Annotated in this window: 14 protein-coding genes and 15 pseudogenes; 16 read left to right on the plus strand and 13 right to left on the minus strand. The window is 73.3% G+C overall.

Annotated elements, in window-relative coordinates:
• Position 1: 1 nt before the first annotated feature.
• The 11 genes and pseudogenes from UK94_RS57590 to UK94_RS57630 all read left to right on the plus strand — a co-directional run.
• Positions 2-145, plus strand: coding sequence for an iron chelate uptake ABC transporter family permease subunit (locus UK94_RS57590; protein WP_235488678.1), 144 nt, complete (start codon positions 2-4; stop codon positions 143-145).
• Positions 136-283 (plus strand): annotated as a pseudogene (locus UK94_RS57595) (ABC transporter ATP-binding protein); the annotation flags it as partial. The gene UK94_RS57590 and the pseudogene UK94_RS57595, both read left to right, overlap by 10 nt.
• A gap of 1 nt (position 284) precedes the next feature.
• Positions 285-707: pseudogene (locus UK94_RS57600) on the plus strand (ABC transporter ATP-binding protein); the annotation flags it as partial.
• Positions 708-2,904: 2,197 nt separating this feature from the next.
• Positions 2,905-3,978 (plus strand): hypothetical protein, encoded by a 1,074-nt coding sequence (locus UK94_RS18890; protein WP_055750887.1) that lies wholly within the window; start codon positions 2,905-2,907, stop codon positions 3,976-3,978.
• 101 nt (positions 3,979-4,079) lie between these two features.
• Positions 4,080-4,301 (plus strand): annotated as a pseudogene (locus UK94_RS57605) (hypothetical protein); the annotation flags it as partial.
• A 602-nt stretch (positions 4,302-4,903) separates the two neighbouring features.
• The coding region (locus UK94_RS57610; RefSeq protein WP_235488619.1) for a hypothetical protein at positions 4,904-5,260 on the plus strand (357 nt) is incomplete at its 3' end.
• Positions 5,261-5,886: 626 nt separating this feature from the next.
• Positions 5,887-6,575 (plus strand): SDR family oxidoreductase (locus UK94_RS18905; RefSeq protein ID WP_235488622.1); only part of this gene is annotated, 689 nt, incomplete at its 3' end.
• A gap of 1 nt (position 6,576) precedes the next feature.
• A pseudogene (locus UK94_RS74325) lies at positions 6,577-6,678 on the plus strand (3-oxoacyl-ACP reductase); the annotation flags it as partial.
• 64 nt (positions 6,679-6,742) lie between these two features.
• Positions 6,743-7,291 (plus strand): Asd/ArgC dimerization domain-containing protein (locus tag UK94_RS57615; RefSeq protein WP_268761468.1); only part of this gene is annotated, 549 nt, incomplete at its 3' end.
• Between the two features lie 21 nt (positions 7,292-7,312).
• Positions 7,313-7,537: pseudogene (locus tag UK94_RS57625) on the plus strand (Asd/ArgC dimerization domain-containing protein); the annotation flags it as partial.
• Between the two features lies 1 nt (position 7,538).
• Positions 7,539-7,789 (plus strand): annotated as a pseudogene (locus UK94_RS57630) (Asd/ArgC dimerization domain-containing protein); the annotation flags it as partial.
• Positions 7,790-9,248: 1,459 nt separating this feature from the next.
• Here UK94_RS57630 and UK94_RS57635 read toward each other — a convergent pair.
• The 3 genes and pseudogenes from UK94_RS57635 to UK94_RS57645 form a co-directional block, all read right to left on the minus strand.
• The coding region (locus tag UK94_RS57635) for a hypothetical protein (protein WP_235488624.1) at positions 9,249-9,524 on the minus strand (276 nt) is incomplete at its 5' end.
• A gap of 3,074 nt (positions 9,525-12,598) precedes the next feature.
• Positions 12,599-12,792: TNT domain-containing protein (locus UK94_RS57640; RefSeq protein WP_235488627.1), on the minus strand; the 194-nt coding region annotated here is incomplete at its 5' end.
• A 1-nt stretch (position 12,793) separates the two neighbouring features.
• Positions 12,794-12,918, minus strand: a pseudogene (locus UK94_RS57645) (TNT domain-containing protein); the annotation flags it as partial.
• Positions 12,919-13,540: 622 nt separating this feature from the next.
• On the opposite strand from UK94_RS57645, the gene UK94_RS57650 reads away from it, so the two are divergent.
• From UK94_RS57650 to UK94_RS18945, 5 genes and pseudogenes are all read left to right on the plus strand, one after another.
• A partial coding sequence (locus UK94_RS57650; RefSeq protein ID WP_235488680.1) for a DUF1707 domain-containing protein occupies positions 13,541-13,660 on the plus strand: 120 nt, incomplete at its 3' end.
• 1 nt (position 13,661) lies between these two features.
• Positions 13,662-13,721, plus strand: a pseudogene (locus UK94_RS57655) (hypothetical protein); the annotation flags it as partial.
• Positions 13,722-13,891: 170 nt separating this feature from the next.
• A complete protein-coding gene (locus tag UK94_RS57660) occupies positions 13,892-14,323 on the plus strand; it encodes a LiaF-related protein (protein ID WP_268761490.1) in 432 nt (143 codons plus the stop codon).
• Positions 14,320-14,443, plus strand: a 124-nt coding sequence (locus UK94_RS57665) for a PhzF family phenazine biosynthesis protein (protein WP_235488684.1), incomplete at its 3' end; no start/stop codon positions are given. The genes UK94_RS57660 and UK94_RS57665, both read left to right, overlap by 4 nt.
• A gap of 1 nt (position 14,444) precedes the next feature.
• Positions 14,445-15,150, plus strand: a pseudogene (locus UK94_RS18945) (PhzF family phenazine biosynthesis protein); the annotation flags it as partial.
• A 64-nt stretch (positions 15,151-15,214) separates the two neighbouring features.
• On the opposite strand, the gene UK94_RS18950 reads toward UK94_RS18945, so the two are convergent.
• The 10 genes and pseudogenes from UK94_RS18950 to UK94_RS18975 all read right to left on the minus strand — a co-directional run bounded on the left by UK94_RS18950 (position 15,215) and on the right by UK94_RS18975 (position 21,474).
• The gene (locus UK94_RS18950; protein ID WP_011603562.1) at positions 15,215-15,628 is read right to left on the minus strand and encodes a cold shock domain-containing protein; all 414 of its coding nucleotides are present in this window, start codon (positions 15,626-15,628) and stop codon (positions 15,215-15,217) included.
• A gap of 279 nt (positions 15,629-15,907) precedes the next feature.
• The coding region (locus UK94_RS57670) for an AIR synthase-related protein (RefSeq protein WP_235488629.1) at positions 15,908-16,514 on the minus strand (607 nt) is incomplete at its 5' end.
• A gap of 1 nt (position 16,515) precedes the next feature.
• Positions 16,516-16,560, minus strand: a pseudogene (locus UK94_RS57675) (hypothetical protein); the annotation flags it as partial.
• A gap of 1 nt (position 16,561) precedes the next feature.
• A pseudogene (locus UK94_RS57680) lies at positions 16,562-17,068 on the minus strand (AIR synthase related protein); the annotation flags it as partial.
• The coding region (gene hypD, locus UK94_RS18960; protein ID WP_235488631.1) for a hydrogenase formation protein HypD at positions 17,061-18,041 on the minus strand (981 nt) is incomplete at its 5' end. The gene hypD and the pseudogene UK94_RS57680, both read right to left, overlap by 8 nt.
• Position 18,042: 1 nt before the next feature.
• Positions 18,043-18,243 (minus strand): annotated as a pseudogene (locus UK94_RS57685) (hydrogenase formation protein HypD); the annotation flags it as partial.
• Positions 18,244-18,365: 122 nt separating this feature from the next.
• A pseudogene (locus tag UK94_RS57690) lies at positions 18,366-18,583 on the minus strand (HypC/HybG/HupF family hydrogenase formation chaperone); the annotation flags it as partial.
• Between the two features lie 39 nt (positions 18,584-18,622).
• Positions 18,623-20,633 (minus strand): annotated as a pseudogene (gene hypF / locus UK94_RS18970) (carbamoyltransferase HypF); the annotation flags it as partial.
• Between the two features lies 1 nt (position 20,634).
• A pseudogene (locus UK94_RS57695) lies at positions 20,635-21,046 on the minus strand (acylphosphatase); the annotation flags it as partial.
• A 218-nt stretch (positions 21,047-21,264) separates the two neighbouring features.
• On the minus strand, positions 21,265-21,474 hold the full coding sequence (locus UK94_RS18975) for a hypothetical protein (protein WP_055750900.1): 210 nt from the start codon (positions 21,472-21,474) through the stop codon (positions 21,265-21,267).
• Positions 21,475-21,519: the final 45 nt, after the last annotated feature.

Raw genomic sequence — 21,519 nt, forward strand, 5'->3', positions numbered from 1 at the left:
NATCGGCGCCGGCTACCTGCTCGCCGTCGACGACGTCGCCCGCACCGCCTCCTCGCTCGACCTTCCCCTGGGCATCCTCACCGCGCTCATCGGCGCCCCGTTCTTCGTGGCCCTGCTCGCCAAGGCGGGTCGTCAATGGCTGTGAGCGACCCGGCAGACGTCGAGGTCACGGGGCTGTCCTTCGGCTACGGCCGCGGCGGCCACCGCATCACCGACGTCTCCCTGAGTGTGCGGTCGACCGAGGTCTGCTGCCTGCTCGGCCCCAACGGTGCCGGCAAGACCANGCTGCTGCGCTGCCTTCTCGGCCTGCTGCGCCCCGAGAGCGGCTCGGTGCGCATCACCGGCCGGGACATCGACACCCTGGCGCCGCGGGAGCTCGCCCGGCGGGTGGCCTACGTTCCGCAGAGCACCTCCTCGCCGTTCCCGTTCACCGCGCTCGACATCGCCGTCATGGGGCGCACGCCCCACCTCGGCCTGCTGGAGGCGCCGGGTGCCGCCGACCGCCGCGGTGCCCTGGCGCAGCTCGACCGACTCGGGATCGCGCGCCTGGCCGACCGCTCGTTCGCCGCGCTGTCCGGCGGCGAGCGCCAGCTCGTCCTGCTCGCCCGCGCACTCGTCCAGGAGGCGGCGATCCTCATCCTCGACGAGCCGACCGCCGCGCTGGACTACGGCAACGAGGTGCGCACCCTGCATGTCGTCGCCGAGCTNGCCCGGGAGGGGCATGCCGTGATCATGACCACCCACCAGCCCTCGCACGCCCTGACGTACTCCAACCGGGCGGTGCTCATGNGCGACGGCCTGGTCATCGCCGACGGNCATCCCGACGACGTCGTGACCGGCGAGCGCCTCAGCGACCTCTACGGCGTGCCCGTCCACGTCACCGGCGTGACCCTGCCCCCCGGCCACGACCGCCGCGAGGTACGGACCTGCGTCCCCATCCCCGCGCCCCACTCCGCCCCTCTCCTCAGCCACTGAGCACGCATCCCCACCCACCGAGTCCACCCACCGAGTCCACCCACCGAGTCCATCCGCTGAGCCCACCCACCCAGCCCATCCGGATCCCGACCCGTTGAGCCCGCACGCCGTGCCCGCCCTCCCCGGACACGGATCACGCGGCCCTGCCCCCGCCGCCGGTGCCCCGCAATCCGCCCAAGGACAATCGTGTGACCGGAGTAATCCCGCCCCGTCCCGGGAATTTCTTCGAAAGAGCTTCCCGGGCACCTGGCGGCACGTTATAGTTTCACTCTGCCGGTCCGTTCCGGTCCACGGACCATGGCGGCAGGCGCGGCAATCCGTCCGGTCAACGGGTTGCGTCGGGCGCCGCCCCCCACATCATTCATCGTCACCGTGAAATCTCGTCTGGCACGGAACTCCACGTACCAGCGCACCGTCTTCACGAGGCCCTCCGGGACTATTTCGGGACCATCCTCCGGCACTCGAACCGGCCCGGCCTCGCCCGACATTCCACCGGCCCCCGCGGCATCCAACGCCCAGGCCCGTGCGCGTCAGGAGGAGCACAAGATGCCCGAGTCCGAGCTCGTCGTCGATCCCGCCAGGATACGGCAGTTCGGGGATCCGACCGACACCGTGTTCTGTCTCGTCACGAACGCCTCCCTGCTGGACGACATCCGGCTCGTCCGGACTGCTCCGTACCTGGACTACCGAATCCTGGAGTTCCGCGGAGGTGAGGACGAGTTCGCCCGGCTCATGTGGGAGGAAGTCCCGGAGCAGGCCCACGTGCTGGTCATGTCGCCCGACTGCTTCTTCCAGTCGCCGCCGGTGGACGTCCTCGGCCCCCGCCGCAAGCTGCTCGGGATGGCCTGCAACTCGACCCCGACCGACCGGGCGACGCTGCGGCACTTCCTGCGCTGCGTCGAGGCCACTGACCCACAGGCCCAGGAGGACTTCTCCGACCGGTTCTTCGAGCTGGCCGAGCGGGGCGAGACGCTGGAGTACCACGACGCGCGCCACGGCACGGTCGCGACCCTGCGCCTGTTCGACCGCGAGCTGGTCTGGAACCAACAGGCCGGTCTCGTCGGCTGGGGCGAGCAGCAGATCGTGCCCGCAGGCGAGATCAGTGTGCTCCCCATCGAGATCCGGGAGTTCGAGGACTATCTCCGGTTGCCCCTGGACGGCGAGATCGTGATCCAGGGCTACCCGATTCTGCATTCCGGCACGCCGTCATTCTCCCGGCGCGACCAGGAGCGCATCCACAGCGAACTCTGGCCGCTGCACGAGTACGCGGTCGTGTGCCGGGTCGAAAACGGTCTCATCACCGAAATGACTTCCCCCGAGCCCCCCGGCCATGCTATTGTGGAGATGTTCGAGGCGCTCTNCCAGGTAGATTCCCGGTACCNCATAGTCTGGGAGATCGGCCACGCGCTGAACACCACCCTCGATCTGCTTCCCGGTAATCACGCGATGAACNAGGTCTACGGGTCCACCCAGGGCTGTCTGCACTGGGGAATCGGGCTCACGCCGTTCACGCAGTACCACCTCGACATCATCTCTCCCGGAACGTTTGTCACGAACGACCAGGGTGATGTCCTGCTCGGCACGCGGATTCCGTCCGCGATGCCCCTCAAGAGTCCGGTCGGCCTGGCCAACTGATCGGTCCGGACGAGGAACGTTCTCGTCTGNCCACCGCATTCCAACGGATTGACGGAAGGAGGTGATCACTGTGGAGAAGGTCGCGCAGAAGAAGATCCAGGTGAAGAAGAACGACCGCTACCTGGNCACCCTCCTCGGCTAATGCCGTTGAGAAGGGGTGGGTCGGCTGGACCGGGCCGACCCACCCCGACCAGGCCGCCTGCCGGCCGACGTCCCCACCAGCACCAGCACCGGTCGGTTCCCTCGTTATCCCGCCAAACCAGTCCTCTCGCGCCGCGCCCCCTGGTGGTCCCCATGGCACAGTTCCTCGTGCGTCCCGACCTGCATCGGGAGTTCACCGGCCCGCACTCGACGTTCTGCCTGCTGACCCAGGCCGACCGGGCCACGGGCTTCACCCTCGCGCCCAGCAGCCGCTACGGCAGCGTCGTGCACCGCACCCTCGAGGCCGACGAGAGCCTCCAGGACGCCCTGGGCGACCAGCGCATTCCCGCCGACGCCGACGTGTTCGTCGTGTGCCCGGACCGCTTCCTCGTCTCCCCCGAGCCCGCGCTGGTCGGGGCGCAGCGGCGGATCGCGGTGATGCCGTGCGGCTCGACGCCCGTCACCGACGCCCAGGTCGCCTACTTCCTGTCGGTGGTCGAGCAGACCGACCCGGCCGATCTGGAGACCCGCGCCGACACGCTGTTCGAGGCGCTCGGCGAGGCCGACCACGTCACCCTGGCGGACCTCGCCGGGCACGCCTCGGCCCGGTTCGTCATCTCCGGCGACTACGAGTGGAACCAGCAGGCCGGCGCGCTGGCGGCGGGCGAGCAGCAGATCGCGCCGGCCGGCGAGGCCAGCGCCGTCCCCACGGATCTCTACCGGTTCGACACGAGCCGCCGGCTGGGACTGGACGGGCAGATCGCCCTGCGCGGCGCCCCCATCGTGCACCGCGGTGACGACCCCGCGGTGCTCGCCGAACAGGCTCGGCTCTTCGACGACCTCGACGTCCTGCGCACGGCCACGGTGGTGCTCCACCTCGCCGACGGCATGGTCACCGACTGCCACGCGGTGGACGCCGCGGGCAAGCGCGCGGTCGACGCTCTGGCGGAGCTGTTCGCCGCCGACGAGGCCTACCGGGTCGTGTGGGAGTTCGGCATCGGGCTCAACCCGGTGTTCGAGCAGCAGCCGGGCAACTGCGGGATGAACGAGATGTACGGCGCGGCCGACGGGATCGTCCACCTCGGCTTCGGGCTGACCCCGACAACCCGCTACGCGCTCACCTTCACCTGCGCCGACACGGTCCTGTCCGACCCCGCCGGGACCCGGCTCGCCGGCCCCGCCCCGCGGCGGATGCGCCGGCGACGCACCCCGACCTGCGGCTGCTGACCGGCCGACGGTCACCCCCNCCNCCACGACGCCGCCCGCCGCGGACATGCCGATGCCCCGGCGAACCGGCCGCACACCGCCCAACGGGAAGGAGCCCAGCGATGACCGACGACCCGCGCACCTGGTACGGGGACCCGAGGGCGGCCGCCGCCGCCCGCACGGCCGACCTGTCGGACCTGCGCACGCAGGTCGACACCATGCTCGACACGATGATCGAGAAGTTCTACGCCGAGATCCCGTACGCGGACCACCAGGCCCGCGGCGAGGAGATCAACATGGCGTACTACAAGCGCCACAACATCGAGACCATCCTCCGGCTGCGCNNCAAGCGCACCATCGACGCCCTCGCCATCGGCTACTTCACCAAGCGCGACCCGGTGCGCGGCGCGGCGTGGGCGCACTACGTCGAGGACGAGATGCTCCACGACGAGTGGTTCGCCGGCGACCTCGGCAAGGTCGGCGTGACCAAGGCGGAGATCTACGCCACCGAGCCGTTCCAGNCCACCAAGCTGCTCACCGGCTATCTGCAGTACGGCATGGAGTTCGAGGGCAGCCCGCTGGCCCTGCTGTGCAGCGTCTACTTCGTCGAGTACACGACGACGAAGACCCAGCCGTCGTGGGTGAAGAACCTCGAGGACCAGCTCGGCCGGGAGAAGCTCGCCGGTGCGCGGCGCCACGTCGGCACCGACATCGCCGACGAGCACGCCGACTTCGTCTGGGGGGTGCTGACCTCGCTGGTGGGCTCGCCCGAGGACGAGGCCAAGGTCATCGCGCACGTCAAGACGGTGGCGAACCTGTGGGTGGCGTACTTCATCGAGCTGTACCAGGCGGTGGTGGCCCCCGCGACCGGCGCGCTCGAGGCCGCGGGCAGCGTCGCGGCCCGGTTCGCCTGAGCATCACGGCGCCGTACGGAAACGGGGGAATCATGTCCGTACCGCCGTCGACCGCATCGCCTGCGGCGGCATCTCCCGCGGCGGCATCTCCCGCGGCGGCATCTCCCGCGGCCGCGTCGGCCACGGCCGGGGCGGCCACGGCCGGGGCGGCCACGGGGGGCGCGCCGGACGGCCATGCGGTCGTCCGGTTCTCCCGGGACTGCGAGCTGCGCCCGTCGGAGGACCGCTGGTTACAGGCGGGGCTCGCGGCGGCCCTGCCCGATCTGCGGATGGCGGAGCTGTTCGCCGCGCGCCCCAACCTGTTCCGCGAGGCCGACCATCTCATCGTCGGCGTCGACCGGGTCAGCGGGCAGCCGGTGTCCGCCCTGGGCGCGAGCTGGACCGCGACCNCGGCCGGCGATCGATTCCTGCATATCGGCGTGCAGTTCGTCGATGCCCGGCTGCGCCGCGGCCCGGTGTTCAGCACGAGCTGGCTGGCGCTGCTCGAGGACGTCGTCGCCGCGGGTGGATTCCCGCTGCTGTCCGCGCTGCGCACCTACAACCCGGTCGCCTACTGCGCGATGCGGGCCTACGGGCGGCTGCCCGGCGCCGTGATGTACCCGGAGGTCGGGCCGGTCGACCAGGACCCCGACGTGACCCGGCTGGCCGGCGAGATCTCGGCGACGCTCGCCCCGGGCGCACCGTTCGACCCCGCCAGCGGCCGCATCGCGGGGATCGGTGTCCCGCGCGACCTCTACCGCGGCCGTCCGCGCTGCGACGACGAGGCCGTCAACGAGCATTTCGAGCGGCACACCGTGCCCGGCGACCGCATCCTCTGCGTGGTGCACATCCGCGAGACGGCGACGGTGGACGCGATCGTCGACAACTTCGTCCGCCGCACGACGCGCTCGGCGCCGGGCGTCGCCACTCCGGCCGATCCGGCCGCGCCGCCCCCCTGACGGGACCCCTGCGCGCGAACCCCTACCCNCCGACCGCGGCGGACCCATCACGAGACCGAAGGCTTCGGGAGCTGTAGATGCTGGAACTGACAGACAGGGTCGCGGCCGTCGTCGGCGCGGCGTCGGGCATTGGCCAGGCCATCGCGATCGCCCTGGCCGAACAGGGCGCCGTCGTCGAATGCGCCGACGTCGACACCACCGGCGTCGAGGAGACGGTGGCGGCCATCGTCGCCGCCGGCGGCACCGCGAAGGCGTCCACCGTCGACGTGCGTGTCTCCGCCGAGGTGGACGACCTGTTCGCCCGTGTGGTCGCGGACCGGGGCCGCCTGGACATCGCCGTCGGCACCCCCGGCATCAACATCCGCAAGCCCCTGGTCGACTACACCGACGACGACTACACCGCGGTGACCGACGTCAACCTGCGGGGCAGCTTCCACGTCCTGCGCGGCGCCGGACGGATCATGGCGAAGCAGGGCGGCGGCAGCATCATCGTCATCTCGTCGATCAGCAGCCGGGCCGTCGAACCCGGCCAGGTCATCTACGCGGGCACCAAGGCGGCCCTGGCGCAGATGGTCCGCGTGCTCGCCGCCGAGCTCGGGCCGTCCGGCGTGCGGGTCAACGCGATCGCCCCCGGACCGGTCGAGACCGCGCTGACGGTGCCGATCCGCTCCAGCGCCGCCTGGGCGGACGCGTACGCGCAGAAGGTCGCCGTCGGCCGCTGGGCACGGCCCGCCGAGATCGCCGGCCCCGCGGTCTTCCTGGCCTCNGACGCCGCCACCTACGTCAACGGCGAGGTCCTGTTCGTCGACGGCGGCTGGGTGGACCTCGACGCGCAGTTCGCGGACGAGAGCGCCGTCGGCTCCCCCTGAACCCGCGGCGCGGCGGACCAGCGCAAGGACGAGTAGAGCACGCGCAGTAAAGGGGGAAAGCGCAGTGGACATCGCCGTCATCGGCGCGACCGGTGTCGTCGGCCGGGAGTGCCTGGCCCTGCTCGACGGGGGGATCCTGCCCGACGTGGGCCGGGTCGTCCCCGTCGCGTCCGCGGCCTCGGCGGGCCGCGATCTCGGCGCCGAGCAGGGGCTGGACCTGAAGATCGAGCCGGTCGTCGCGCTGGAGGACGTCGATCCGGCGGGCGTCGACGTCGCGATCTTCAGCGCCGGCGCGCCGATCAGCACCCGGCTGGCGCCGGTCTTCGCCGCGGCGGGCGCGCTCGTCGTGGACAACAGCTCCGCCTTCCGGATGGACGACGACGTCCCGCTCGTCGTCCCCCAGGTCAACCCGCAGATGCTGGAGGCGCGTCCGGCCCGGGGCATCGTGGCCAACCCGAACTGCTCCACGATCCAGCTCGTCCGGGCGCTGCACCCCCTGCGCGCGATCGGCGAGATCGACCGGGTGATCGTGTCGAGCTACCAGTCCGCCTCCGGCGGCGGCCTGCGGGGACTCGAGGAGCTCGCCGACACCACCCGGGCGCTGCTCGACGGCNCCGACCCCGCGGCCGCCCGNCCCGGGAAGTTCGGCCAGCCGCTGGCGTTCAACCTGATCCCCGAGATCGGCCTGCGCGACGCCGACGGGCACTCCCACGAGGAGCGCAAGCTGCGCCGGGAACCCCGCAAGATCCTGGGCATGCCGGGGCTGCGGGTCGCGGCCACCGCCGTTCGGGTCGCCGTCGTAAACGGCCACTCGGAGGCGGTGCACGTCAGCTTCACCGCCCCCGTCAGCCCCGACGACNCCCTCGCCGCGCTGCGGGACACCCCGGGCCTGCGGGTCTACGGCAACGACCCCGCGGACGGCTACCCGATGCCGCAACCGGTCTGCGCGTCACCCACCGAACGCCGGCTGGTGCACGTCGGACGGGTACGGGCCGACGAGGACGACCCCTGCGCCCTGTGGCTGTGGGTCGTCGCCGACAACCTCACCGTCGGTGCGGCGCTCAACGCGCTGGAGATCGTGAGCCTGGCCGCCGGGAAGTCCTGGCTCTGATGGGGCCAGCAGATGTGCCGGTGGCCGGGGACGTCGTCGTTCTGAAGTTCGGCGGGGCGGCCTTCGCGGCGCCCGGCGCCCACCAGGGCATCGCCCGCCACGTCGCCGACCGGCTGCGCGCCGGCGGGTCGTCCGCCTCGCCCGGCGGCGCGCGGGCCATCGTCGTCGTCAGCGCGGTGGCCGGCGAGACCGACCGGCTCGGGACGGCCCTGCGGGCGGTCAGCCCCGCTCCCGACCGCGACCTGCTCGCCGCGGCACTCATGACCGGCGAGACCGTCAACGTCGCCCTCATGACGGCGGCGCTGCGCGACGCCGGGCTCGCGGCGGTGGCGTTGACCGCGGCCGACACCGGCTTCGTCGGCGCCGGCGAACCGCACTGCGCCGACCTTCGCCGCATCGACGGCAGCGTGCTGGCGAGCCTCGTCGAGCCCGCCGGCACGGTGCTCGTCGTCCCCGGCGGGCAGGCCGTGGACGGCGACGGCCGGCCGATCATGCTGGGCCGCAATAGCTCGGACCTCTCGGCGATCGCCGCCGCGATCGCCGTCGGGGCGCGGGCCTGCGAGATCTTCTCCGACTCGCCGGGGATCTGCACCGCCGACCCGCGGCTCGTGCCGGGCGCGCGCACCCTGGCCGCGGTCGACTACGACACGATGANCACGATGTCGCGGCACGGCGCGAAGGTGCTGCACCACTCGGCGGTCGCCTGGGCCCAGCGACACGGCGTGGAGATCCGCTGCCGGTCCCTGCTCCCGGACGGTGCGGTGTACTCGGTCGTCCGAGCCGGTCGGACGAGCGCCGCCGCGGTCCTGGTGCACGGCACGGGCACGGTCTGGGCCGGCGATCCGGACCTGGTGCGGGCGACGCTGGCCGAGCTCGGCTCGGACGCCGTCGCCATCCCGGAAGCCGCCGCCGTCCCCGAAGTCGCGGTCACCGAAGTCGCCGCCGTCCCCGAAGTCGCCGCGGTCACCGAAGTCGCCGCCGTCCCCGAAGTCGCCGCCGTCCCCGACGTCGCGGTCACCGAAGTCGCGGTCACCGAAGTCGCGGTCACCGAAGTCGCCGCCGCCGCGGCGACCGCCGGCATCGCGGGGACCGCGGCCGTCGGCGAACCGGTCGGCGGCACCGTCGCCCATCTCGTGCTGGCCGACGCGGCGCGTGATCTGCGTCCCCGGGGCCTGCGCCACCGGGCGGACCTCCGCCTGGTCACGACGCTGTTCCCGGACGGACGGCTCCAACACCGACTCGTTCCCGCCGCCGAGGCGCCCACCGTGGCCCGCGCCCAGCACGACGTGGTCGTGGCGTAGAGCGCCACTCGAAGGTTGGAGCGCGTATCCACCTGTGCCACAGCGTGATCACGGTGCCGTGTGGCCGCGCCGTGCCGTGGGACGCGAGCCCGGCGTCGCGACGAACCCAAGACCCATGATCACGACGTCTTCCCACCTCCGCTCCTCGACGACCCGGATCACGTGACGCAAAAAAGCCGTCCGATCACAGTTGAACACACGATCTGGTCGGCCGGTGTCGCCTGCCGACGAGTCACGATCTCCGCGGCGGGCGGCGCGGTTCGGTAGAACAGCGGGCGGCGCGGTTCCGCGGAACCGCGAGATCGATGCCGCGTGGCGGCCAATCGATGCCGCGTGACGGCCACCAGCTGCCGGAGGCGATTCCGGTCCGCCGGTCTCCGACCTTCATCAGACTCCAGCAGTTCCCGGCCGACACCGCTGTCGCGTTCGAGTGGNGGCGTTCCTCGGGGTTGGGCCGGCCCACCAGTCACCAGACCCTCAGTAACTCCCCGCGATCAGAAGCGAACGGATTCGAGCCGAGGGGTAAGCACGGTTTTCGGGCCAAAAACCGTGCCGAAGCCTCGGCATGATCTGGCCGCAATGTGGCCGGAACCCAGGCTGGCGGGCAGGACGGCGGGGGCCGCGGCGGCGGGAGCCGCGGCGGCGGGGGCGGGGCGGGCGTTGGCAGCGCGGGCCGCGCGATCCGTCAGCTCCCGATCGACTCGGCGAGGACCCCTGCAGCAGCCTGGCCGATCACAGCCGTCCCCCGGTCGAGCACCTCGGTGCGCCACTGCTCGTCCGGCGGGTCGAACGCCTCGCGCATGAGCAGCCCGATCCGGGCGACCTGCTCGGGGTCCACCGGGCCGCTCTGCTCCGGATCATCCTGCTGCTCCGGGCCGCCCTGCCACAGCGGGCCGCGCTGCTGCCAGAGCCAGTTGTCGGCCTGTAGGGCGCGCAGCACGGTCAGGCCGTCCTGGGTGCCGAACTCGCAGGTGATGGCCGTGATCTCGGCGTCGACGAGATCCTGGAGCAGGGCGCGGGCGGAGTTGCCGCCGATCGGCGTCGAGCTCGACGTCCCCTCGTCGGAGTTCGTCAACGCGTCGCCGTACCAGGCCCGGGCCCGCCGCGGGGCGCCCGGGTCCACCCCTCCGCGGAAGATGGGCTCGGCGGCGCCGCGCTCGCCGAGTCCGGTGTGCAGGTCGATGTAGGCGACCCGCTCGTAGCCGGTCAGGTACTCGTTGATGATCGTGTGCCAGGTCCGGTGGGACCAGCAGGGCGCCGAACCGCCATAGAACAGGCCGTCCGGGTGGGTGTACTGACCGGACGTGACGATCTGCTGCACCTCTCGCACCCCCAGCCGGCCGGCGTGCGCCAGCAGGGCGGCATCGGCCTCGGCGTGCGCGGGCCCCTCCCAGTCGGCGGGCAGCAGCGTGGGGTGCAGCTCGCCGTAGCCGCGCTCCGGCGGCAGCGAGGCGTGGTCGACGAAGTTGCGGTTGACGTCGATGTTGTCCTCGTTCACCCGGCGGCGGTGGGAGAAGCCGAAGGGGTTGAGCGCGTGCACCAGGACGACCGGCAACCCTGTCCAGGCGGNCTCGTGCAGGGCCCGAAGCTGGCAGGNCGACCCGGCGAATCCCTCCGCGCCGTGGGTGCCGCTGACCAAGACAAGCACGGACCGCCCGCGGCNGGCGCCGATGCGCGCCACGTCCGTGCTCAGGGACTCGCCCCGGGCGCCCCGCAGCTCCCCGAGCGGGAACGACTCGAGGTGCGCGCCACGATCACGGGCGGCCGCGAGAAAGCGCTGCCGCGCCTGTTCGTAGTTCGCGGAGAAGTACATCTGTCCCCCTGCGCCGTGGTTGGTTCAGTGTTCCGACGGACTCGTGGCCGGCACCGCGGCCGCCTCGGCGCCGTCGCCGCGTACGCCGACCCCGGCTGCGTCGCCGCCTGCCGGCCGGAATGCGGGCCGGGGCCGGCCGCGAACCTGGCCGAGCGCCATCACCACGCTCGTGATCACGATGAGCAGCACGAACAGCCCCCGGTAACCGGAGGTGTGGACGACCGCGCCGGCGACGAGCGGAAAGACGCAGATCGCGACCTCGAACAGCAGGCCCGCCATCGGCAGCATCCGGACGCGTTCCGCGGGCCCGGCGAGGTTGACCGCACGGGCCTGGAAGGCCGGCAGGCCCAGGCCGTAGGTGCACCCGAGCAGCAGCGACGCCAGGCCGTACAGCACCGCACTCGACCCGACGAAGACGAACGCCACCGCCGCCGCGGTCATCCCCACCGTCGTCACGGCGACCACCCGGTCGGAGGCACTGTCGGGCAGGATGNGGGCGAGCCCCAGGCGCACCGCGATGACCGCCACCGTGTAGGTCACGTAGAAGACGTCGAAGTCAAGATGCCGGCTGTCCGCGAAGGTGGTCTGGAAGCTGTTCATGGTGGTGAACACGCACGCGCTCAGCAGCACCATCGCGAGCGGCACCACGCTGGGCGATCGCAGCGCGCCCCGCCAGCCGGTCTCCGCCACGCGCACAGGCCCACCCGGGTTGTCCAGACTGCCCGGGCTACCCAGGGGGTTACCTGGGCTGCCCGGCTCGGATGCCCGCAGAGGCTCCGCGTCGGCCGGATCCCGCTGCGGGCCGGGCGAGCCGCCGCCGGGCAGGCGCCGCAGCTCGACGGTGAGCGGGATGACCAGCACGGCGGCGGCGGCCGCGAGCGCGGCCCCGACGGCGAACACCTGTTGGTAGCTCAGCCCCGCGTCCCGCAGGGCATTGCCGAGGACCGGGCCGATGCCGAACCCGGCCTGGATGGTCCCGGTCGCGTAGCCGATGAGCGTGGCCCGGTTGCGGTCGGTGGCAAGATCGGAGGCGATCATCGGCGCCGCCGTGTAGGTGACCGCCCAGGCCGTGCCCAGCACGATCGCCGCGACCACGAGCACGGCGTTGCGGGAATGCACCCCGGTCATCAGGAGCGCGGCGCCCGCGTACACCAGGCAGGAGCCGGCCAGCAGCAGGTTCGGCGGCACGGTGCGCGGGAATCGCAGCAGCAGGGCGAGCGCGACCGCGGTCGGCACCGCCGCGGCGGCGGTCAACGCGCCGTAGGTCGCCTCGCTGCCGCCGACCGTCTTCACGAACGGTCCGAGCAGCAGCAACACCCCGTAGGCCGAGGACGCCAGCAGCACGACGGTCACCAGCAGGACGAGCACGGCCCGCTCACCGTGGACGGATCGCCGGCGCGGCGACCCGCCGGCATTCGCGACGCCGTCGCCCAGTCCGCGTTCGATGACCCGCCCACCCTCCGGCCGCACCAGTAACCAGAATCTGCGGAGCCGAGGAGGCACATTGTTCCGCAGGTGCGGAAGAAAAGTAGCACGCAGACCGAATGCTCGGAGAGGGAACATCGCCGATACCGGCAGCCGGCGGGCGGTGCAGTGCGGTCCGCGGACGGGGCGGTGCGGTGGGCGGGGGGCGGTGGACGGGGCGGGGCGGTGCGCGGACGGGGCGGTGGACGGAGCGATGCGCGGACGCGGCGGTCAGCGGACGCGGGCGAGGTAGCCGTGGGCGAGCAGCCAGGTGACGTCCACCCGGGCGGGCGCGCCGGGGATGAGCGACCCGTCGAGCTGGTACTGGACCCCTCCGCCTGGCTGGCCGAACCAGGGCGCGATGGGTCCGCCCCAGACGGTGAACGGGCGCAGCACCCGGTACTCGTGGTAATCGCACGCGGCGGNGGGCACGCCGACCAGGTTCGACGGCGGGATCGCCCGACGGGCGTAGGGCGTGTCGTCCGGGGCGAGGAAGCGGCCGCCCTCGGCGCCGTAACGGTCTATCTCCTGCCCGGGCCGTAGATCCGTGGNTGCCTTCTGCGGCGTCGCGTCCGTCCGCAGCACGAACCCGTCCTGCGGGGGGTAGCGCCAGCTGCGGCTCGCCGGGTCCCAGAAGAGGTCGAGGAACTGCGCGGGCTGGTAGGGACCGGTGCGCCACCACGGCCGTAGCTGGCGGCCGACCTCACCGAGCAGGGGCAGGTCCGCCGGTCCCAGTCGGGGATCGCCGCGAAACGGCTCCGCCGAGCAGGTGTCCAGCGGGCCGCGCGGCGCCGGCCCCACGACCTTCTTCGGAGCCGCCACCGCCCCGGTCGACGCCCCCACCGCCCCGGTCGACGCCCCCGGCGCCCCGGTCGACGCCCGCTCCGCCCCGACCGACGCCCGCACCGCCGCGGTCGCGGGCCCCGCGGACGCCGCGGACGCCGCCGACGCCCCACCGACCAGCAGGATCACCGCAGCGGCGATCGAGCTCAGGAACCGTCTCATCCGCCCGCCACACCTTCCGACAGTCACGGTCCGCATCTGATCGCGACGTACGGTAACAGTCGGGGGTGTCGAAACCGAGCACCTCGCGGCGAAGCGGCGGGCGAGCCACGGGAAGCGGGATCATCCGGGGACTGCCGGTCCGACTGCCCGCTGGCTACTCTGCAGGACATGACCGCCGAGATCCCCGATCCCCCGCCGGCGCCGGACCTCCGCGTCTCCGACGCGGAGCGGGAGGAGGTCGCGCAGCTCCTGCGCCAGGCGCTCGCCGAGGGCCGCCTGACCTTCACGNAATACGACGAGCGGGTCGGAGCCGCCTACGCCGCCCGGGCCCGCGCGGACTTTGCCCCTCNGACGATCGACCTGCCGAACCAGCCGAACCTGTTCGCCGCGGTGGCCCAGCCCGCGCAGCCGTCCGCGCCGAGCACGGTCGGCGACGGTGCGACCAGGCCGGGCGGGGCCGGCCGAACGCCCGATCCGGCCCGGCGCGAGCCGGGCGGGGTGGACTGGACGGTCGCCGTGATGAGCGGCAACGAGCGCGCCGGCCGGTGGCGTCCCAGCCGCCACACCCGCGCCGTCGCCGTGATGGGCGGATGCGAGCTGGACCTGCGGGAGATTGCCTTCCCCACCGACACGCTGCTGATCACGGCGGTCGCCGTCATGGGCGGCATCGAGATCATCGTTCCCGAGGGCGTGGAGGTCGAGGTGACCGGCGTGTCGGTCATGGGCGGCCGCTCCGTCAAGGTCGCCGACGCGCCGCGGCGGCCGGGAACGCCCGTCGTGCGCGTCCGGGCGATCGCGGTGATGGGAGGTGTCGAGGTGCGCAGCAAACCGCCGCGGCGGACGAAGGCCACCGGGCACACGGGAACCGCGCACAAGAGTCTCGATGGGGGCCGCGACGCCGGGCACCCCGACCGGGATCCCGATCGGGACCGACCGGAGGATCGCGGATGAGCCGCCCGTTCCGTCAGGTGGACGTGTTCACGACCACCCCGTACCAGGGCAACCCGGTTGCGGTGGTGCTGGACGGGACGGGGCTCGACGACGACGCCATGCGCCGGTTCGCCCGCTGGANGAACCTGTCGGAGACCACCTTCGTCCTGCCGCCGACCTCACCGGCGGCCGACTACCGGGTCCGCATCTTCACCCCGGCGTTCGAGCTGCCGTTCGCCGGGCATCCCACGCTCGGCACCTGCCACGCCTGGCTCGCCGAGCAGCCGGCGTCGGCTCGACCGGCGGAGATCGTCCAGGAGTGCGGGGTGGGCCTCGTGCACCTGCGGCAGACGCCGGACGGGCTCGCCTTCGCGGCGCCGCCGCTGCGCCGCTCCGGGCCGGTCGAGGCCCCGCTCGTCGCGCGGATCAGCACGATGCTCGGCATCGGCCCCGCCGACGTCGTCGCGGCCGAGTGGGTGGACAACGGTCCGGGCTGGGTCGCGGTCCTGCTCGCCGACGCCGACGCGGTCCTGGCCCTGCGACCGCGCGGCGTCGACCTGCCCGTCGGGGTGGTCGGGCCGTGGCCGCCCGGCTCGGCGGCGGCGTTCGAGGTGCGGGCGTTCGTGCCGATGGGCGACGTGACGATCGAGGATCCGGTGACCGGCAGCCTGAACGCCTCGCTCGCGCAGTGGCTGCTGGGCTCCGGGCGGGCGAGCGCGCCCTACACGGCCAGCCAGGGCTCCGCGCTGCACCGGACCGGCCGGATCCACCTCTCGACGGACGCCGACGGCACGATCTGGGTGGCCGGTGCGACGGTCACCTGCCTGTCCGGCACCGCCGAGCTGTGATCACCCCCGCGNGCTGACCGGACGNTCCCGGATCCTGCCGCCCGACGCCGGAACGCGCCACCGGTCAGTTCTCCACCCAGCCGTACTTCTCGGCGATCCGGATGAGTTCACTCCTGATCCGGATGATCTGCGTCCCGGTCAGGGTGGGTTCGATCCGCAGCAGCGTCTCGGTCACCTCCTGCGTGAGTTCACCCACCGGAAGGACGTCGCAGAGCCCGTCGGAATCATCGGCGTGCACGGCCACCCGCGGTGCGGCGGAGGGAGCCGGGGAAGCGGAACCGACGATACGCGCCGAACTGGCTTTCAGGCCACGCTCCCCCTCCTCCACCTCGAACTCCATGAAGGTTCCGGGAACGACGAGATTCTTCTCGACGAGCAGGTCGTTTGCGTGCAGAAAAATATCGTCGCCACCGTCACTGGGCGCGATGAAACCGTAACCCCGCACGTGATCGAACCTAAGGACCTTACCTGTACTCACGACTCACCTCAACAGCACCAGAAAGACCATCATCTNGGCAATGACGCCCCCGTCCACCCAACAGCCACACGGCAGAACCGGGACCAGGCCGCCAATCATACCCGGCGCCGCACCACACGGACCCCGACCCACCGTGCCCGGCACCGGGCGGCGAAAACCGACCGCCAGCCCAGGTAGGGCAGCGCGGGGTTCATCGCCGATCGGCCGACGAATTCTTCGCCGACACAACCACTTCCGCGAGAAAACAACCCCGGAGCGCGTTTCCCGGTCTCCACCGCCTCAGCAGATTCGCGGAAGCTCCGAGCCCGTCGGCAGATCAATCACGCGGCTTCCGCCGAGCCCGGTCCTGGCGACCACCATCGGTGCGTCGTCCTCGGTGACGGTGCCGATCGCGGCGGCGTCCCGGCCGTGCGGATGCGCCCGCATCACCTCCAGTACCCGATCAGCGTCCGCCGCCGGGACGACGGCCACGAGCTTCCCCTCGTTGGCGATGGCGAACGGGTCCAGGCCGAGGACGCTGCAGGCATCCGCGACCGACGCCGCCACCGGGACGTCCCGTTCGGTGACGGCGATGCCCACCCGGGCGCCGCGAGCGATCTCGTTGAGGGTCGCCGCCAGGCCGCCGCGGGTGGGGTCGCGCAGCGTGTGGATGTCGACGCCGGTGGCGAGCATGGCGGCGACGAGGCCGCCCAGCGGCGCGGTGTCGCTGCGGACCAGCGTGGCGAACTCCAGCCCCTCGCGGCAGCTCAGGACGGCGACCCCGTGCGCCCCGATCTCGCCGCTGACGAGGACGACGTCCCCCGGGCGAGCCCGTCCCGGTCTGATGTCGACGCCGTCGGGCACCAGTCCGAGGCCGGTCGTGTTGATGTAGACCCCGTCACCGTGGNCGGCGTCGACGACCTTCGTGTCCCCGGTGACCAGCCGGACCCCGGNCGCCCTGGCCGCCGCGCCCAGGGCGTCGGCGACCCTGGCGAGTTCGGCCAGCTCGATGCCCTCCTCCAGGATGAAGGCGGTCGACAGGTAGCACGGGGTCGCGCCCACCATGGCCAGATCGTTCACGGTGCCGTTGACGGCGAGATCGCCGATGGAGCCGCCGGGGAAGAACAGCGGGCGGACGACGAAGGAGTCGGTGGTGAAGGCCACCCGCGCGCCGCCGAGCGTGACGACCGCGGCGTCGGCCAGCTCGGTGGCGCCGGCCAGCCCGGTGGCGCCGGCCAGCCCGGTGGCGCCGGCCAGCCCGGTGGCGCCGGCCGGCCCGGTGGCGCCGGCCGGCCCGGTGGCGTCGGCCGGCCCGGTGGCGTCGGCCGGGCTCCGGAAGGCCGGCAGGAACAGGTGCTCGACGAGCTCGGCGGACATCGCACCGCCGCCGCCGTGCCCCATGACGATCGTGGGGGAATCCGCCAGCGGGGCGGGACAGGTCCAGGCGGCGAGGTCAGGCACAGGCCACCTCCCGCGCGGGCCGGACGTCCGCCGGAGCCGCCGCGGCCGACGTGGCCGCCGGGGCAGCCGGGGCAGCCGGGGCAGCCGTCGCAGCCGTCGCAGCAGCCGCCGGGGCCGTCGTGGTCGACTGGCCGAGCCGCCGGTAGAGGTAGTAGGCCGCGCAGGCACCCTCGGCGGACACCATCGTCGCGCCGAGCGGCGTCCGCGGCGTGCACCGGTGTCCGAAGGCGGCGCACTCGTGCGGCTTGATCAGGCCCTGCAGCACCTCGCCGGAGCGGCACACCGAGGACTCCTCGGTGTGGATGTCGCGGACGGCGAAGCGGGTCTCCGCGTCGAACTGCGCGTAGGCCGCCGACAGCCGCCAGCCGCTGTCCGGGATCACCCCGATGCCGCGCCAGGCCCGGTCGGTCACCGTGAAGACGTCCCGCAGCATCGCGATGGCGGCCGGGTTGCCCGCCGCCGGCACGGCCCGCGGGTAGGCGTTGTCCAGCTCGTGGCGGCCTTCCTCCAGTTGCGTCACGGTCCGGCGGATGCCCTCGAGCAGGTCGAGGGGCTCGAAGCCGGTGACCACGATCGGCACCTGGTACCGGCGGGCGAGCTCCGGGTACTGCCCGGTGCCCATCACGCTGCACACGTGGCCGGCGGCGAGGAACCCCTGGACCCGGCAGCTCGGCGATTCCATGATCGCGGCCATCGCCGGCGGGACCAGGACGTGTGAGACGAGCAGCGAGAAGTTGCGCACCCCGCACCGCTTCGCCTGGTAGACGGTCATCGCGTTGGCCGGTGCCGTCGTCTCGAAGCCGATCCCGAAGAACACCACCTGCCGGTCGGGGTTGCGCCGGGCGATCGTCAACGCGTCCAGCGGCGAGTACACCACCCGCACGTCGGCGCCGGTGCTCTTGACCCGGAACAGGTCCCGGCCGCTGCCGGGAACCCGCAGCATGTCGCCGAACGAGCAGAAGATGACCCCCGGNCGGGAGGCGATCTCGAGCGCCCGGTCGATGATCTCCAGCGGGGTGACGCAGACGGGGCAGCCGGGGCCGTGGATCATCTCGACGCCCGCGGGCAGCAACTGGTCGATCCCGTGCCGGATGAGCGAATGGGTCTGCCCGCCGCAGACCTCCATGATCGCCCACGGCCTGGTCGTCACCGCATGGATCTGGTCCAGCAGTCGANCGGCCAGGGCGGGGTCGCTGAACTCCTCGAGGTATTTCACCGGTGCACCCCCTCAGGCTGGGCGTCGCCGGCGGACGTGACCGACCCGCCGCCGAGTTCCTCGGCGAGCAGGCCCATCCGNGCGATGGTGTCCAGCGTTTCCAGCGCGGACTGTTCGTCGAGCCGCTGGATGGCGAACCCGACGTGGACGATCACGTATTCGCCTACCGTGGTGTCCGGCAGGTACTGCAGGCAGACGTCCTTGCGCACCCCCCCGAAATCCACCTCGGCCATGCGGGTGCCGTCCCGTTCCCCGATGGCGACGACCCGTCCCGGAACCGCGAGACACACGGCGCTCACCCCCTCGCTTCCTGGTCATCCGCTCCCCCGCGCGCCGGNCGCGCCGGCCGCGGCGATCACGAGCTGGCCCAGCGCGATACCGCCGTCGTTCGGCGGCACCCGTCGGTGCCGCAGCACCGTGAAGCCGGCGGCGCGCAGCGCCCGGGCGGCCGCCGTCGCGAGCAGCACGTTCTGGAACACCCCGCCGGTCAGTGCCACGACGTCGAGCCCCCGCTCGGCCCGGGCCCGCCGGGCCAGGTCGACGACCAGGGCCACCACGGCGCCGTGCAGGCCGGCGCTCATCGCCTCGACGGCGAGCCCGCCCCGCAGGTCGCGGACGAGCCCGCGGATCACGGGCGCCGCGTCGGCCACCAGCGGACCGCCCGGCGGCTGCGCCCGGTGGACCGCGAAGGCGTACCGGTGGCGCCAGGCGTCGGGGCCGTCCGGGCAGCGGCGGGCGCGCGCCTCCAGCTCGATCGCCGCCTGGGCCTCGAAGTCCGCGCGGTGGCGGACGCCGAGCAGGGAGCTCACCGCGTCGAACAGCCGCCCCATGCTGGCGGTGGGCACGCAGGCCAGCCCGGTGGCGAGCTGATGGGTCAGGACGCGCCGCTCCGCCGCCGGGCAGGCGGCCACCGGCGGCAGGTCCTCGTCCCAGCAGACACCCCCGTCCCCGTCCCCGCCGACACCGGCATCCCAGCCGATGCCGGCGGCCCACAGGTGCGCCAGCGCCATCCGGTAGGGGCGGCGCACGGCGGCGTCCCCCCCGGGCAGCGGGACGTAGGCGAGGTGGGCGAACCGCGCGAAGCCGCGGTAGTCGGCGATCAGCGCCTCGCCGCCCCACACCGCCCGGTCGGTGCCGTAGCCGGTGCCGTCGAAGGCGAAGCCCAGCACGGGACGGTCGCCGGCCAGGCCGTGCTCGGCCATCACCGCCGCGACGTGCGCGTGATGGTGCTGCACCGAGCGCACCGGCCGGCCGGCCGCGTGCCGGCGCGCCCACTGTCGGGAGCGGTAGCCCGGATGGTCGTCGGTGACCAGAACGGCGGGTCGGATGCCGGTGAGCCGTTCGAGGTGCTGTTCGGCGGCGGTGAAGGTCCGCAGCGTGTCGGGGTCGTCCATGTCCCCGATGTGACCGCTGAGCCAGGCGGAGCGGCCGGCGCCCAGCGCGCAGGTGTTCTTCAGGTCGGCGCCCACCGCCAGGGTCGGCTCCACGGCGAACGGCAGCCGCACCGGCAGGGGGGCGAAGCCCCGGGAGCGGCGCAGCGGCAGCGGCTCCCCGTCGACGACCCGGATGACCGAGTCGTCGCAGGGCACGTGGATCGGGCGGTCGTGGCGCAGCCACGCGTCGGCGAGCGGGGCGAGCCGGCGGCGGGCGTCGGCGTCGTCGGCGGCGATGGGTTCGCCGCCGAGGTTGCCCGACGTCATCACCAGCGGCGCCGGAGCACCACCGGCCGCCGCCACCGCGGCGAGCAGCAGGTGGTGCACCGGGGTGTACGGCAGGAGCAGACCCAGGTCGGGGCTGTTCGGCGCGACCGCAGCGGCGAGCGCGGGACGGCCGTCGTCGCGCCGGGAGGCCAGGACGATCGGGTGGGCGGTCCCGGCCAGCAGCGCCGCTTCCGCCTGGTCCACCTGGGCGAGGCGCCGGGCGGCGGTGAGGTCGGCGACCATGACGGCGAACGGCTTGTCCCCCCGCCGCTTGCGCCGCCGCAGCGTCGCCACGGCCGCCTCGTCCGTGGCGAGGCAGGCCAGGTGGTAGCCGCCGATGCCCTTCACCGCGACGACACCGCCGCCGGCCAGCAGCCGGGCCGCCGCCGCCAGGGCATCCTCGCCGACCGGCGTCTCGCCGGGGACCGCCGGTGCCGTCGAGGGGACGAACTCCAGGCGGGGCCCGCACTGCGGGCAGGCGATCGGCTGAGCGTGGAAGCGGCGGTCCCCCGGATCGCGGTACTCCCGCGCGCAGGCGGGACACAGGGGAAAGCCGGCCATCGTCGTCGCCGGCCGGTCGTACGGCAGCCCGATGATGATCGTGAACCGCGGTCCGCAGTTGGTGCAGGTGATGAACGGGTGGCGGTGGNGGCGATCGGCCGGATCGGCGAGTTCACGCAGGCAGTCCGGGCAGGTCGCGACATCCGGGGAGACCATCGTGTGCGGGGCGTCGCCCGCGCGGGAGCCGGCGATCGTGAACGCCGCGTCGCCGCGGGGCGCCAGGTCGGTCGCCGTGACCTGCTCGATCACGGCCAGGGGCGGCGCTTCGGCGGTCAGCCGGCGGCCGAACTCCGCCACCGCGCCGGGCGCGCCCTCGACCTCGACGATGACCCCGTCGCTGTCGTTGCACACCCAGCCGGACAGCGCCAGATCGGTCGCGGCCGCGTGGACGAAGGGCCGGAAGCCGACGCCCTGCACGAGGCCGCGCACGGTGATCCGCCGTCGCCGCCGACCGTCGGAGCACCCGGACCCGGCCGGGCCGGCCGCGCGCCCGGCGGGCATGGCCGGCGCGGGGGCGGGGGCGGGGCGGGGCGGGCTGCTCACCGTCACATCCGCTTGATGCGCAGGTACCGGACGATGGCGGGGTACTCCCGCCACATCATGCCGGCCACGCCGGCGCCGGTGGCGGCCAGGAACTTCGTACGGTTGCTCATCGGCTTCCCTCCTCGGAGACGACCCCGGACGACGTCGCGGTGCGCGACGCCTGCGCCGCGCGCCGGCTAGCCCGGTGACAGGTTGGGCATGCTCGGCAAGATCGGGTCGCGGTCGTGTGGTCGGATGCCGGTCGAGCGGCGGGCGTCGGCGGTGCCGTCGCCGTGGTGACCCGGCTCCCTCTCGTAGGAACCGACGGCGTTGCCCTCGCGGACGCCCGCCACATGCGCGGTCGCATCCGGACGGACGTCCGGCTCGCCGACTCGGATCGGTGCCATGGTGTCCTCTCTCCCTGGTCTGTCGCCCCCGCTGGGCCGGTCGCC

The organism is Frankia sp. AvcI1, assembly GCF_001420875.1.
Lineage (GTDB): Bacteria > Actinomycetota > Actinomycetes > Frankiales > Frankiaceae > Frankia > Frankia alni.